Consider the following 13,321-nt stretch of genomic DNA (forward strand, 5'->3'; position numbering starts at 1 on the left):
TAGTGTTTAGCGACTTAACACCTACAAAAACTTCTCAATGAGGACTTCGTCTACGTATTTCCCACGAACTTTTGCATGCTTCTTCGCGGTCCCTACGATTTCGAAGCCTTGTTTGAGATAGGCTGATAACGCTCGCTCATTATCGCTGCGAACGTACGCAAATAGTTTTTCGTAACCCTTTTGTTTGGCTACTTCGAATGTCGATTTGAAAAGCTGTTTAGACACACCTTGGCCACGAGCACCGTCACTAACAAACGTACCAATTATGCCAACATGGTCAAAAGCTTTTGTATATTGTGCAAAGGGCTCGATATTTTGGAAACCAATGACTTGTGAGCTATTTTCGGATAAAGCGACTGTAAACACGCCCCGTTCTGGGAAATGAGTAATGAACTCTTTTTCTTCTTCAGGTGTGAAAGGCGTATCTAATACAGTGTATAAACCTTCAATAATGATGGGATTGAGGACGTTTGTAATGCCTTCAGCATCACCTAAAGTTACCTGACGTACAATTAAATTCATGCCACTTAGCTCCTATTAAAATTAGGGCTGTTTTGTACATGAGTTGGAGACTTGCGGCAACAAGTAACGTCATTAAGTCGTAAAGAATATACCTATTACACTTAAACGGCGGTTAATAGTGCTGATTGTTACTTTAGTATTTCTGATATATCACTTTTTAAGTGACGGCTTAACTTCTACAGAATATTTCCACACCACGATCCCGTTTTCTACAAGATCATAACTCGCGCTTTGACCCTCGGAGTTGAGTACAAATACCGGCATTTCCATCCTTGACGTAGCGTCATCTCGGTTGCATGACATGGTAGCTTCAAGCTGTATGCTATTTTTGCTCGGTTCTGAAAGGGTTCCTAAGTACGTGCAGCCGTCGACAAAACTGGTTTTGCTTTTTCCTTTAGAGGATATTTCAAAAGTCGGAAAAATGAATGTTGATTGAGGCTCTGTTACTACCACATTGACTTGATAGTTCGTCGCTGAAAAAGCATTGAAATGAGCTCCAAGCATAAGTAAGAACAAGATTTTTGATTTCATAAACTCTTCTTTATTTCGATATTACTAGTTTGGTTACGGCGCTATTAACGTGACCACTTAATCTAAAACTTTACTGCGTAAGCATTAAAAAGGATACAAAGGTAGAGTAGTTGAATATGGTTAATCGGCCGTAAATAGTTTTATTAAGAGATCTTACATACCTAAAAGAGGTAAGTTCTTTCGCTTTTGATAGGTTAATGCTAATTCTAAACAGGTCTTGATTGAAGCTTCTGGCAAAGGAGCGGATAAAGATAGAATTATTGCTCGATTACCCTGAAACTCAAGTGAGTCACTATACAGTTCGCGGAATGTGTCGACGAGCTTAGTTTGGCAATTAAAGAACAGATAATAACGACTAGGCGTTTTCTGTTTCCAATCCATCCTTACCGGGCTACCTGTTTTCACACTGTAGCTTGGCTCTCCCCATTTTAGAGATTCTTCAACTTCCCCCAGTTTTAATTCAGAAGCGATAGTTAAGACGATATTTCGTAGCTCTTCTATCCGAATACGCACATGTTTTGGATACTCATCAAATCTTGCCTTCACTGCATGGTTCATTGGTATCTCCTATAAATAGCGCTGTTTTGGGGTGAAGCCCAAGCATACTTTGGCTATGTAGCAATTACGTCATAATGTTATTAATCAATAAATCTAGCACATAGCCAAAATACTAAGCGTAAGGGTTTCCCTCGGTTACGTTTAGGATGCTCTGGGTGAAAACATGATGATTGACATGCCAAGCATAGCGACAGAAACCCCCACTATGTCCCAGAGCGTTGGTCGAACGCCGTCGATACACCACAACCATAGAATTGCGACAAAAATATAGACACCACCGTAAGCGGCATAAACTCTGCCAGTTGCGGTAGGATGTAAAGATAGAAGCCAAGCAAACATAGCAAGGCATAGCGCTGCTGGTACCAAAAGCCAAACTGACTTATCTTCCTTTAACCAGAGATAAGGTAAGTAGCAGCCTAATATTTCTGCAATGGCGGTTATAAAGAAAAGCCCAATGGTTTTGACTTCAGTCACTTAAACATTCCTATCTTTTTCTACAAATATATGAGGCTGGTTAAATGGGCAATTGCTCGGCTCATTACATTTCGCCCAGCTTAATCTTGGATTGAGCCTCACTCACGGTTTGTTTACCGAATAACAAATCCATCATCGAAATGATTCGTTTGTTGTCTTTACCCCATTTATCTGGATTCGCGCTGTTTGGTGCTTTAAATTCAACTTGTCCTACTTTTTCGTTATTTTTGTAGGCTTTGATCTGAGCATCAGCGATAAATGTTCTAAAATCCCAGCTCCAGCGTGATACGTAAGTAAGTGTCAGCTCAGAGCTAACAGGAGGCGTGCCATCGCTTACGACTGTGCATTTATGGGCGGTATCCAAACACCAGTCTTGCATCGAATCTAAGAAAACATCTCGCGTGGCGTTGTCTTTTACGATGGTGATTTCCTTGCTCTGATTTTCTTTCGAGATTGTTTCTACCGTATACTTTGGTGCCGCACATGCAGCTAATAGAATAGGCAAGCTTAGAATGATGAGTTTTTTGTGCATCTTATGTCTCTTTTTTTTAAATTTATATATTCAAACAACTTCAAGATACTGAGTTCAACGAGAATAACTAACAAGCATGGCAACAGTTATTAACAAAACCTTTAGAGTCGAAGGGTTTGTTTCGGGAGTATGCCAATGTCTCGAAGCAAAATAATTAGTAAGAGATTGCTATAGCGTTATGTTAACTCTTGAACTTATGTCCGTATCAATGTTCAGAATTCTTCGCATTGAAGTTTTTGAAGTGCAATTCTAACGGAATTTTAAATTGCTGCATAATGCTCAATTAAGAGGAATAGGGGAGCTTATCGTTAAACATAACGTGTAGTTCTGTAAATTGCCCCCTAAGACTAAGCTAAAAGGGCCTAATGTTTTAAAATAGCTTCTTGTCTATTCTGTTGTGTGAGTTTTCAATGTTGTCTCATACTAGCCACTTAAAAGAGCGCTGTAAGAACTCGTCTGCATTATCAAGGACGATTTCACCGTGAGCCATAACCAATATATTAGGTTTCCAAGACAGCAATTTACTTAAGTGTTTTCGAGCCTCTTGTTTGCTAAACATAAAACTTAGGCGCCAATCCAAAGGCATTTTTCCATTCGGAGCAAGAATACCGGCCCCTTTAGCCACAAACCGCTGCCAGTAGTTAAAGTCCTGGCCAGAAAAATTCTCGACGAGGTCAGTAACAATTAAGGTCTTTGAAAGTCGATGATAAAACACACACTCTTCCATTAATGGAGAGCCAGAAAATAGTTCTTGTTCAATCTCAGAGTTCCAAGCATTACCGCCTTGGTTAAGTGAAGCGTGAAAGTGTATATCACGGCACTTCTTAATGACTTCATCTGTGCCATAAATTTCTGCGCTAGGATAGGCAAATACCCATTCAGATAAGAACAAGTGGTGTAAATGATTAGGAGCGATTAAGTATTTCACTTGGCCTAGATTGTTGATTTGCTCTTTAATCGAATTTGATAACTGAATTGGACTATGAACCCAAAGGCCACCATCAGAAAGCCTAACAATAGTCATACGAGTGGTGTATGGGAGTCCTAAGAATTGGACGGGATCTCCGTCAAATATCCATATCTCATGGGCTAACTTTTTCATGTCTCTCCAACCGTTAACACTGTATTAAGGCGGCATTTAAGTTACTCAAAAGCTGCCTTGCTGCACAATAAACGCTTCGCTAAGCGTAAACCAAAAATATTAGGTTTACCAAACCCTTATTGAGTGCAGCTGTACATCTTTGAGTATTTTTATACTGAACGAACGTAAAGTAGTTTTAAGAGGATCATTTGACTTGATAGAACAAAACCCCGCTATTTTTGAGCAGGGTTTTGCAATTAGATAAAGGGGCTAACCGATGATGAAGAAGAAAATCGCGGTTGCAACAATACCAATCAACGCATAAGGAAACTGTGTGGTTGCGTGTTGCATTGCTGTACAGCCCGAACCTTGTGCAGATAACACGGTTGAGTCACTAAAGAAACAAGAGTGGCTCCCTGCCGCTGATGCTGAAAGCAGAGCTGCAACGGTTAAGTGTAGAGGCACACCAAGCTGTTCGCCCAAAGGTAGAACAATTGGCATCGCTACTGCAAACGTTCCCCAAGACGATGCCGTTGCAAATACCAACGCGCCCGTAATCATAAAGATAATCGCAGGGAAGTAAGACGCTGACAGGTAAGGGCTGACGGTCTCAATGACATACTGCGTGACGCCCAATGAGTCGTTGACCGATTTCAACATGAAACCACCAATAACGGTCGCAAGCGGCAGTAGCATAACTTTAATGCCATCATAAACAGCTTCGAACATGTCGTTCATCGAGATCAGTTTTTGTGCGCCGTAAAAGCTAATAGTAAAGATTAACGCGACGAAAACACCAGCAAGTAGATCGATACCAAAGTACCAACTTGCGGCAACGAGTACGATCATCGGCAACAAGAAGTTGACAAGGCCCATGGTTGGGTTGGTATGTGCAGATACATCGGGACCAAAGTCGACATCTGTTGCACCGTCTGGACGAACTTGACCATTCTTCGCACGCTTTTCTGCCTTTTTCATCGCACCTAGATCTGGGATCTTTTCCATTGCAACCAGCAAAACAATCACCAGCGTTACCCAGCCGTAAGCCATGTATGGAATAGCTTCAATGTATGCTTTGATACCATCTCCCGCTTCTGCTACTCCGTTTGCTTCTAGCAACGAACTGAAGAAAATTGCCCAAGTGGAAATCGGTACGAGGATACAGATAGGCGCGGCGGTTGAATCCACAAGATATGAGAGCTTTTCACGCGAGATTTGGTAGCCGTCCGTAACTTTTTTCATTGAGGAAGAAATTGCAATCGCATTCAAATAATCGTCGATAAAGATCAGAATACCTAACGCAAAGGTCATCAGCATCGATTGCTTACGGCTTTTTACTTTCGTGACCAGCATGTCGGAGAAGCTTAAGATACTGCCGCCTTTCTCCAAAATAGCAATTAGGCCGCCCATCAAACCACAAACGAGGATGATCCAGGCAATAGTTTCATCCATCATTACACTCATGGAAATATCAACAATCTGTTCCACCGCTTCAGTTGGGTTAAGCAGAAGAACACCGGCAATAGCGCCGCTAAAGAGGGCTTCCACAGTTCGGTGTGTTGTCAGCGCAAAGACCAATACCAACGCCGTTGGTAAAAGACTCATCCATCCGTAGGCTTCGCCTTCCTCATGGTTCAAACCGATTGTGGTAAAAAAGACAAACGTCGCAACCGAGATTAAAGAAACAATAATGTGTTGAGAGTTGATTTTAAGAGGCGCATCCAGCGCCTTGGTCTGCGTAGTCATAAAGTTCATTTCCTTTGTTTATGCCGAGTGCAACATCCAGTCGATTTCCAATGGAGTAATCGCTCGCTCAAATTCTGCGAGTTCACTCTGTTTGCAAGCTAGATACAAATCGATAAAGTCTCTTGAGATGTATTGAGCCAGCTCACTGTGCTCCAGTCGCTCTAGAGCTTCTGACATACGCAGAGGTAACTCAATTGCATCATCACTGAGAGTCGGTGGACATTGATCTTTGGTGTAGCTTTCACTCGCTAATACTGCGGAAAGTACTACTGCAGCGAGAATGTAAGGGTTAACGTCAGCGCCTGCTATACGATGCTCTATACGGCGATTTTTGCTATCGCTGATAGGCACACGCAACGCAACACCGCGGTGGTTTTCTCCCCAATCGCCTTTGGTCGGGACGTAAGCGCCAGGAACAAAGCGACGGTAAGAGTTAACGTTAGGACAGATTAGGGCCATGGCATCGGATGTTTGTGACAGCATCGCTGCCATGGTTTGATAGAAGAAGGCGCTCGCTTGACCGTCTGGTTGGCTAAAGTGGTTGTTACCATCTGTATCAACCAAGCTGAGGTGAATGTGCATGCCATTACCCGCTTGCTCACTAAAAGGTTTCGCCATAAATGTGGCGTCAAATCCGTGCTGATGAGCGACCTGGCGAATCAAGCGTTTTGCGATGATGATTTCATCACATGCTCGAAGTACATCTTTAGAATGGTTGAAGTTGATTTCGAACTGCCCTGGGGCCGATTCAGATAGGGCTCCGGAAGTGTTTAAGCCTTGTTCTAATGCAATTCGATTAAGGTCGGCCAAGAAATCAGCGTAGTCATCTAGTCCATCAAGGTCGTAAACCTCGGTATCTTTTTCTCGAGTTTTTTTCGTGGGGTTAATTGCCGTTAATGGTTCGCCATTTTCGCCGCGGGTTTTGTCTATTAAATAGAACTCCAGCTCGAGCGCGACACAAGGATATTGGTCTTTAGCATGCAGTGTTTGCAATATAGAAGCGAGAATGTTTCGGATGAACAGTGGGTTAGGGTGCTGCCCGGTTTCATCCATCATACTAAGCAGTAGCTGACCAACTTGTTCTTTTGCCGTCGGCATTAAGGTGCCGCTGATTGGATAGCAGAGATTATCTGGTTCTCCGAGATCTTCTCCCAACCCGGCTGTTTCAACGACGTTACCTTTGGTATCTAGGGTGATGGTCGAAAGGGGGAGGGCAACACCTTTATTCAGTTTTTCTAGAGCATCTATCGGGATGCGTTTTCCTCTTGGGGTGGCATTTATATCGGTAAAGATGAGATCGATAAATTCAATATCGGGCCATTTTTGTTTAAAATTTTGTACTTCCTGTAGATACGATTCCATTTTCTTCTCCAAATAGCCTGACGAGTAGAAATTAGAAATAACCAAATTAACAAATAAATTACAGCACTCTGAGCGAGCTGTTTGTTTTTTAGGTTATTTTTAATTTAAACATGTACTTACACTGTGTTTTTGATGTTTAACGGCTGGTTTTTATGTCTTTCTGTTAACTATTTTGTAACAGTTGGTTTTGTTTTGTTCAATATAATGAGCATAAATATTCAGTTTTGAAGCCTAAAAAGTGCTTCAGATCACGTTGTGACGATAATAATGGTCATCTGTGTTGATAATTTTGTACATGGTTTGTAGGGTTTGTGTTAAATAAATTGAACACGGACATATCATGGCAGATACACACAAACCCATCATTGGTGTGGTTAGCTGCGCTAAAGAGTTGGGTGGCTATCAGATACAAGCGGTCAACGACTTTTACCTTCGCGCCATAAAGGATTTTGGAGGACTACCGATTATGTTGGCTCCCGACATGTCGGGCGATGACGTAACCACCATCCTAGACATATGTGATGGTTTTCTTTTTCCTGGCAGCCACTCTAACGTTGCGCCACATCGATACAATGCAACGCACGAAGAGAGCTACAAAGATGAAGCTCGTGATGAGCTCTCATTCACGTTAATTCGTCATGCGGTTGACCAAAACATTCCGTGCCTTGGTATTTGCCGCGGCTTTCAAGAGATGAATGTCGCACTTGGTGGCTCGTTAAACCCAGCCGTTCATGACTCCGGCTTCAATGACCATCGTGAAGCGCCTGTTGAAGATTTCGAACAAAAATACGCGCCAGCACACGCTGTGCTAGTTCAAAAGCAGAGCTTATTTGAACAATGGCTGGTGCAAAATCATTGGGAAAATACCACCTTCTTTGAAGTGAACACACTACACAACCAAGGCGTCGATCAGCTTGCTCCTCTATTACAAGTAGAAGCTAAAGCCCCGGATGGCTTGGTAGAAGCATTTAGTCTTCCTAATCAAAAATTTTTCGTTGGCGTGCAGTGGCACCCAGAATGGGAAGCAAAAACCAATCATTTCTCTCAAATTTTGTTCAATGAATTTATGATGGCTACCTCTCGTTAAACGTTTGGAGCTGTATGAATGGACAATCAAGAGATTGGTAAAAATATTGTTCAGTTACGAAAAAAACATGGATTGTCACAAAGGGAACTAGCCGAGCGCGCTGGTATTACCCACAGTGCAATCTCATCCATTGAAAATGGCAAAGTGAGCCCGTCGGTCAGCTCACTACAAAAAATCGTTAATGTATTTTCTTTATCGTTATCAGAGTTTTTCACTTTTGAACAACCTTCGAACGATGAAGTGAAAGTAGTCATCAAGCCGTCAGATCTTGTGGAAATCGGGAGCGAGACGGTGTCCATGAAACTGGTAACGAATGGCGACAAAGATCAAGTCATCGGATTCTTGATCGAGGAATACGCACCTTATGGAACCACTGGTGCGGCAGAAATCAAACACGAAGGCGAAGAGATTGGCACCGTATTAGAGGGTGAAATCACTCTGGAATATAAAGGGCAATCTCATGTCATAACAGCGGGCGAGTCGTACATTATTGATACGACGAAGCCCCATCGATTTACAAATCACACAGACAAGGCTTGTCGAATGATAAGTGCGCATACGCCAACCACATTTTAGTGGGGGCTTGCCTTGTGTGATCACAAGGAGAGCGTATGAAAACCCAAGAGCAATGGATTGAACTAAAAAACAATCTAAACATCGAAAACAGGGCGTACATTAACGGTGAATACAGTGCTGCTTTAACAGGGCAAACCATCCCGGTAGTTAACCCAGCAACAGATGAGATATTCACCGAAATCGCCCGTTGCCAAAATGAAGATGTTGATCTCGCAGTTTCATACGCTCGCCAAGCATTTCAATCCGGTCAGTGGAGCGAGAGCAGCCCAGCTCATCGCAAAGCAGTGCTTAAACAGTTTGCTGACTTGATTGATCAAAACCAAGAAGAATTGGCTCTGCTAGAAACGCTTGATACCGGTAAGCCTATCTCTCACAGCTTCTCTACCGATATTCCTGGTGCGGCGAGTGCATTACGCTGGTACGCAGAAGCAATCGACAAAGTATACGGCGAAGTTGCCCCAACCGAAAAAGATGTACACGCTTTTATTTCTCATCAACCGATTGGTGTGGTTGCTGCGGTTGTACCGTGGAACTTCCCACTTTGGCTTGCGTGCTGGAAGCTTGGCCCTGCTTTAGCGGCTGGTAATAGCGTGATTCTAAAACCGTCAGAAAAATCTTCTCTCACCGCGATATTCCTAGGTCAACTTGCTTCTCGAGCGGGCTTACCAACAGGCGTTTTCCAAGTCGTTACGGGTTTTGGTCATGAAGCTGGCGACGCGCTGGCGAAACACCAAGACGTAGACTGCATCGCTTTCACAGGCTCGACGCGCATTGCAGGTCAACTGATGGTCAGATCGGGTGAGAGCAACCTAAAACGCGTGTTTGCAGAAGCGGGCGGTAAGAACGCGAACATCGTGTTTGAAGATTGTGATGATTTAGACCGCGCAGCAGCAGACACCGCCGCAGGGTGTTTCTACAACCAAGGTGAGGTGTGCGTCGCGGCAACCCGCCTGCTTGTTCACGAAAGCATCAAAGATCAGTTCTTAGAAAAAGTTATTCAAGCGTCGAAAGCGTTCACGCCAAAAGACCCAATGGACCCAAGTTCATCCATGGGAGCGCTCATCGACCAAGATCATAAATCAAAAGTGTTGGAATACATCTCGTTAGGTGAATCAGAAGGTGCAAACGTACGTTGTGGCGGCGATGTCGATGGGCAGGGCGCATTTGTTTCCCCAACCATTTTAGACAATATCGACAACAAGATGCGTGTCGCCCAAGAGGAAATTTTTGGTCCGGTGCTGTGTGTCATTCCATTCAAAGACGAAGCGCAAGCAATTGAGATCGCTAACGATTCGAAGTACGGCTTAGGTGCTGCACTTTGGAGTAGCAATATCAACCGCGTTCATCGCGTAGCAAAACGACTGCAAGCCGGCTCGGTTTGGGTCAACAACTATAACGAAGGTGACATGACGGTCCCATTTGGTGGATTCAAAATGAGTGGAAATGGTCGAGACAAGTCTCTCCACGCGATTGAAAAATTCACCGAAACCAAAACCACTTGGATTCGCCTCCATCCTTAAGCCTGCTGACGATTACGATAAATAAAGGAATAGTTCTATGAACAAGCATACGGATTCGTTCTACGCGCACTCTGTGCCAAACATGCCGGAATACCCACAGTTGCAAAACGACATCGAGTGCGATGTGTGTGTAGTCGGTGCGGGATTTTCTGGTCTTTCTTCTGCACTACACCTTGCAGAAAAAGGTTTTAAAGTTGTTGTGCTAGAAAGCGCAAAAGTGGGCTTTGGAGCAACTGGTCGTAACGGTGGCCAAATCGTTAACAGCTACAGCCGAGATGTTGACGTGATTGAAAGCCGTTACGACCAAAACCAAGCCAAAGCTCTGTGCGATATGATTTTTGAAGGCGGCGATATCATCCGTGGTCTGATCGACAAATACGACATCAACTGTGATTACAAGCAAGGCGGCTTGTTCACGGCACTGAACAGTAAACAACTCAAAGGGCTAGAAGAACATAAGAAGAACTGGGAGCGTTACGGCAACGACCAACTGACTCTACTTGACGCAGGAGAAGTAGAACAAGCGGTAGGGACCAAAGTGTACACTGGTGGCTTGTTGGATATGCGCGGTGGTCACATTCACCCGCTTAAACTCGCGTTAGGTGAAGCCGCTGCGTTTATTTCTCTGGGTGGCCAAATCTTCGAACAGTCGGCGGTCGTATCGATTGACAAAGGGATTAACCCAGTAGTGAAAACAGCGCAAGGCAGCGTGAAGAGCAGGTACGTGGTTTTGGCAGGTAACGCCTACCTTGGTGGTTTGGCACCAAACATCAGCAACAAAGCGATCCCGTGCGGCACACAAGTGGTGGCGACTCAGCCTTTGAGTGATGAGCAGCTAAAACAAGTGCTGACCAGTGACTACTGCGTTGAAGACTGTAACTACTTGCTTGACTACTTCCGCTTAACCGCCGACAAGCGTTTGTTATTCGGAGGTGGCGTGGTTTACGGCGCACGTGACCCAGAAAACATTGAAGCACTGATCCGTCCGAAGATGGAGAAAGTCTTCCCACAATTGAAAGGCATCAAGATTGATTACACCTGGACGGGTAACTTCTTGCTGACTTACTCACGCATGCCGCAATTTGGCTCGTTTGCAGACAACATTTACTACCTACAAGGCTACAGCGGTCACGGTGTAACGTGTACTCACCTAGCAGGCAAGTTGCTGGCTGAAACCTTGACTGGACACGCAGAACGCTTTGACGCGTTTGCCGCTCTGAAACATTACTCCTTCCCGGGTGGCCGCCACTTCCAAATTCCGTTTACGGCAATGGGCGCGGCTTACTACAACCTACGTGACAAACTGGCGATTTAAGAGATAAGGAATATCCAATGAGCAAAGTAGTGAAATTTGCAGCCCTTCAACTGACGAAAAGCTGGGATCTGGAAGATAACTTAGCCAAAGCAAAAAATGCGATTCGTGAAGCAGCACAAAACGGTGCGAACGTGATTCTTCCTCAAGAGCTGTTCGCCGCACCTTACTTCTGCAAAAAACAAGAAGCGAAGTATTTCGAGCTTGCAGAAGAAACGGAGAATTGTCGTCTTATTAAAGAGATGAGTGCGTTGGCTAAAGAGCTCGGCGTGGTGATTCCTGTCAGCTACTTTGAAAAAGCGGGCAATACGTTTTTTAACTCGCTAGTAATGATAGATGCCGATGGCACGGTACTAGATAACTACCGCAAGTCACACATTCCTGACGGCCCGGGCTACAGCGAGAAGTACTACTTTAGCCCTGGCGATACCGGTTTCAAAGTGTGGCAAACCAAGTTCGGTAAGTTCGGTGCTGGCATTTGCTGGGACCAATGGTTTCCAGAGCTTGCACGCAGCTTGGCTCTGCACGGCGCGGAAGCGATTTTTTACCCAACTGCAATCGGTTCTGAGCCTCAAGATCCGACACTGGATTCACGTGACCACTGGCAACGTACAATGCAAGGTCACTCGGCAGCAAACCTCGTTCCAGTGATTGCGTCAAACCGAGTGGGCACTGAAGTCGATGATGGTATCGAGACGACGTTCTACGGCTCTTCTTTTATCACTGACCACACTGGTGCAAAAATTGCCGAAGCACCGCGTCAAGGTGAAACCATCATTTACGCAGAAATCGACCTAGCTACGACAGCGAAAGCGCGTCACGCGTGGGGCTTGTTCCGCGACCGTCGTCCAGACCTTTACACCAGCGTTGGCAAACTAGCCGTTTAAAGAGGCGTTAAAATGAAGTTATCGACAACACCAGCGCAAGATGGCTTCTATTTTCCGGCTGAGTTTCAGCCGGTTAGTGAAGTTTGGCTAGCGTGGCCAGAAAGGAAAGACAATTGGCGTGATGACGCATTACCCGCGCAAGAAACCTTCGCCAGAATCGCGAACTTAATCGCGGAAGTGACCAAAGTGTGTGTGGCGGTGTGCTCGCACAACTTTGACCGAGCCCGTCAAATGCTTCACTCAGATGTACGTTTGGTGGAAATCCCATTTAACGATGCGTGGATGCGAGACATCGGGCCGACCGTGCTTGTTAACCAAGCGGGCGAGCGCCGTGGGATTAGTTGGCAATTCAACGCGTGGGGCGGCGAATACAACGGCCTTTACGACAACTGGCAGCAGGACGATCTTGTCGCTGGTTCGGTGTGCGACATCATCGGTATTGATCATTACCGCGCACCGTTTGTACTTGAAGGTGGGGCGATTCACACCGATGGTGAAGGCACCCTTTACACCACAGAAGAGTGCTTACTTAGTCCGGGGCGAAATCCACAGTTGAGCAAAGCGCAAATTGAAGAGCAGTTAAAGGCGTATCTCGGTATCGAAAAAGTCATTTGGTTGCCAAATGGTTTATTCAATGACGAAACAGACGGCCATGTTGACAACCTGATGCACGTTATCGCTCCGGGTAAGGTGGTACTGAGTTGGACCGATGACCCAAGTGATCCGCAATACGCGTTATCTCGTCAAGCGGAACAAGTACTGAAATCTCAGCACGATGCGAAAGGGCGCAATATTGAAATTGTCCGTTTGCCATTACCGGGTCCGTTGCATTACAGCGAGCGCGAAGCCAATGGCATTGACGCCAGTTCGGGAATGAGTCGACAAGCTGGCGAACGCCTAAGTGCCTCTTATGCGAACTTTCTTATCGTCAACGAGCATGTGTTCTTGCCGATGCTGGACGAAGAGACCGACGCTATGGCGATCGATATTTTGCAAAACGCGATGCCGGAATACCAAATCATCGCGATACCGTCGAGAGAGGTTCTACTCGGCGGAGGGAACATTCACTGTATTACGCAGCAGATCCCTGCTTAAACATGAACTCGCCGCTGGCTTAGCGGCGATGATGAGTT

The 13,321-nt window shown here is 45.0% G+C and carries 14 protein-coding genes; 6 read left to right on the forward strand and 8 right to left on the reverse strand.

Annotated features, from left to right (window positions below):
- Positions 1 to 21 precede the first annotated feature (21 nt).
- From R7Z49_RS06480 to R7Z49_RS06515, 8 genes are all read right to left on the reverse strand, one after another.
- Positions 22 to 522, reverse strand: coding sequence for a GNAT family N-acetyltransferase (locus R7Z49_RS06480; RefSeq protein ID WP_017633971.1), 501 nt, complete (start codon positions 520 to 522; stop codon positions 22 to 24).
- A gap of 150 nt (positions 523 to 672) precedes the next feature.
- Positions 673 to 1,053, reverse strand: a complete 381-nt coding sequence (locus R7Z49_RS06485; RefSeq protein ID WP_017820913.1) for a hypothetical protein — start codon at positions 1,051 to 1,053, stop codon at positions 673 to 675.
- 153 nt (positions 1,054 to 1,206) lie between these two features.
- Positions 1,207 to 1,611: a DUF1801 domain-containing protein gene (locus tag R7Z49_RS06490; protein WP_017633973.1), complete on the reverse strand. Its 405-nt coding sequence runs from the start codon at positions 1,609 to 1,611 to the stop codon at positions 1,207 to 1,209.
- Positions 1,612 to 1,752: 141 nt separating this feature from the next.
- A complete protein-coding gene (locus R7Z49_RS06495) occupies positions 1,753 to 2,085 on the reverse strand; it encodes a YnfA family protein (RefSeq protein WP_005377819.1) in 333 nt (110 codons plus the stop codon).
- Between the two features lie 64 nt (positions 2,086 to 2,149).
- The gene (locus R7Z49_RS06500; RefSeq protein WP_005385757.1) at positions 2,150 to 2,617 is read right to left on the reverse strand and encodes an Sbal_3080 family lipoprotein; all 468 of its coding nucleotides are present in this window, start codon (positions 2,615 to 2,617) and stop codon (positions 2,150 to 2,152) included.
- 418 nt (positions 2,618 to 3,035) lie between these two features.
- On the reverse strand, positions 3,036 to 3,719 hold the full coding sequence (locus tag R7Z49_RS06505; RefSeq protein WP_017820914.1) for a DUF4336 domain-containing protein: 684 nt from the start codon (positions 3,717 to 3,719) through the stop codon (positions 3,036 to 3,038).
- A 249-nt stretch (positions 3,720 to 3,968) separates the two neighbouring features.
- Positions 3,969 to 5,444 (reverse strand): Na+/H+ antiporter NhaC family protein, encoded by a 1,476-nt coding sequence (locus R7Z49_RS06510; protein ID WP_005377816.1) that lies wholly within the window; start codon positions 5,442 to 5,444, stop codon positions 3,969 to 3,971.
- A gap of 18 nt (positions 5,445 to 5,462) precedes the next feature.
- Entirely contained in the window at positions 5,463 to 6,806 is a 1,344-nt protein-coding gene (locus R7Z49_RS06515; RefSeq protein WP_318111468.1) for a glutamine synthetase family protein, read from the reverse strand.
- Between the two features lie 340 nt (positions 6,807 to 7,146).
- Here R7Z49_RS06515 and R7Z49_RS06520 point away from each other — a divergent pair, with 340 nt between their 5' ends.
- The 6 genes from R7Z49_RS06520 to aguA are packed head-to-tail and all read left to right on the forward strand — an operon-like array spanning position 7,147 to position 13,283.
- Entirely contained in the window at positions 7,147 to 7,893 is a 747-nt protein-coding gene (locus tag R7Z49_RS06520; RefSeq protein ID WP_005377814.1) for a gamma-glutamyl-gamma-aminobutyrate hydrolase family protein, read from the forward strand.
- Between the two features lie 18 nt (positions 7,894 to 7,911).
- Positions 7,912 to 8,469 (forward strand): HTH-type transcriptional regulator PuuR, encoded by a 558-nt coding sequence (gene puuR / locus R7Z49_RS06525; protein ID WP_005377813.1) that lies wholly within the window; start codon positions 7,912 to 7,914, stop codon positions 8,467 to 8,469.
- 35 nt (positions 8,470 to 8,504) lie between these two features.
- Positions 8,505 to 9,989 (forward strand): aldehyde dehydrogenase, encoded by a 1,485-nt coding sequence (locus R7Z49_RS06530; RefSeq protein ID WP_017820916.1) that lies wholly within the window; start codon positions 8,505 to 8,507, stop codon positions 9,987 to 9,989.
- A gap of 37 nt (positions 9,990 to 10,026) precedes the next feature.
- Positions 10,027 to 11,304, forward strand: a complete 1,278-nt coding sequence (locus R7Z49_RS06535; protein ID WP_017820917.1) for an NAD(P)/FAD-dependent oxidoreductase — start codon at positions 10,027 to 10,029, stop codon at positions 11,302 to 11,304.
- Between the two features lie 17 nt (positions 11,305 to 11,321).
- The gene (gene aguB / locus R7Z49_RS06540; protein ID WP_017820918.1) at positions 11,322 to 12,188 is read left to right on the forward strand and encodes an N-carbamoylputrescine amidase; all 867 of its coding nucleotides are present in this window, start codon (positions 11,322 to 11,324) and stop codon (positions 12,186 to 12,188) included.
- Positions 12,189 to 12,200: 12 nt separating this feature from the next.
- The gene (gene aguA, locus R7Z49_RS06545) at positions 12,201 to 13,283 is read left to right on the forward strand and encodes an agmatine deiminase (protein ID WP_017633979.1); all 1,083 of its coding nucleotides are present in this window, start codon (positions 12,201 to 12,203) and stop codon (positions 13,281 to 13,283) included.
- The last annotated feature ends 38 nt before the right edge of the window (positions 13,284 to 13,321 follow it).

Origin of the sequence: Vibrio sp. 1562, assembly GCF_033340155.1 — a bacterium.
GTDB classification, from domain to species: Bacteria; Pseudomonadota; Gammaproteobacteria; order Enterobacterales; family Vibrionaceae; genus Vibrio; species Vibrio alginolyticus.

Coding starts and splice junctions, on each gene's coding strand:
- R7Z49_RS06480 (WP_017633971.1), bottom strand. CDS start 522: ATGAATTTAATTGTACGTCAGGTAACTTTAGGTGATGCTGAAGGCATT.
- R7Z49_RS06485 (WP_017820913.1), bottom strand. CDS start 1,053: ATGAAATCAAAAATCTTGTTCTTACTTATGCTTGGAGCTCATTTCAAT.
- R7Z49_RS06490 (WP_017633973.1), bottom strand. CDS start 1,611: ATGAACCATGCAGTGAAGGCAAGATTTGATGAGTATCCAAAACATGTG.
- R7Z49_RS06500 (WP_005385757.1), bottom strand. CDS start 2,617: ATGCACAAAAAACTCATCATTCTAAGCTTGCCTATTCTATTAGCTGCA.
- R7Z49_RS06505 (WP_017820914.1), bottom strand. CDS start 3,719: ATGAAAAAGTTAGCCCATGAGATATGGATATTTGACGGAGATCCCGTC.
- R7Z49_RS06510 (WP_005377816.1), bottom strand. CDS start 5,444: ATGACTACGCAGACCAAGGCGCTGGATGCGCCTCTTAAAATCAACTCT.
- R7Z49_RS06515 (WP_318111468.1), bottom strand. CDS start 6,806: ATGGAATCGTATCTACAGGAAGTACAAAATTTTAAACAAAAATGGCCC.
- R7Z49_RS06520 (WP_005377814.1), top strand. CDS start 7,147: ATGGCAGATACACACAAACCCATCATTGGTGTGGTTAGCTGCGCTAAA.
- puuR (WP_005377813.1), top strand. CDS start 7,912: ATGGACAATCAAGAGATTGGTAAAAATATTGTTCAGTTACGAAAAAAA.
- R7Z49_RS06530 (WP_017820916.1), top strand. CDS start 8,505: ATGAAAACCCAAGAGCAATGGATTGAACTAAAAAACAATCTAAACATC.
- R7Z49_RS06535 (WP_017820917.1), top strand. CDS start 10,027: ATGAACAAGCATACGGATTCGTTCTACGCGCACTCTGTGCCAAACATG.
- aguB (WP_017820918.1), top strand. CDS start 11,322: ATGAGCAAAGTAGTGAAATTTGCAGCCCTTCAACTGACGAAAAGCTGG.
- aguA (WP_017633979.1), top strand. CDS start 12,201: ATGAAGTTATCGACAACACCAGCGCAAGATGGCTTCTATTTTCCGGCT.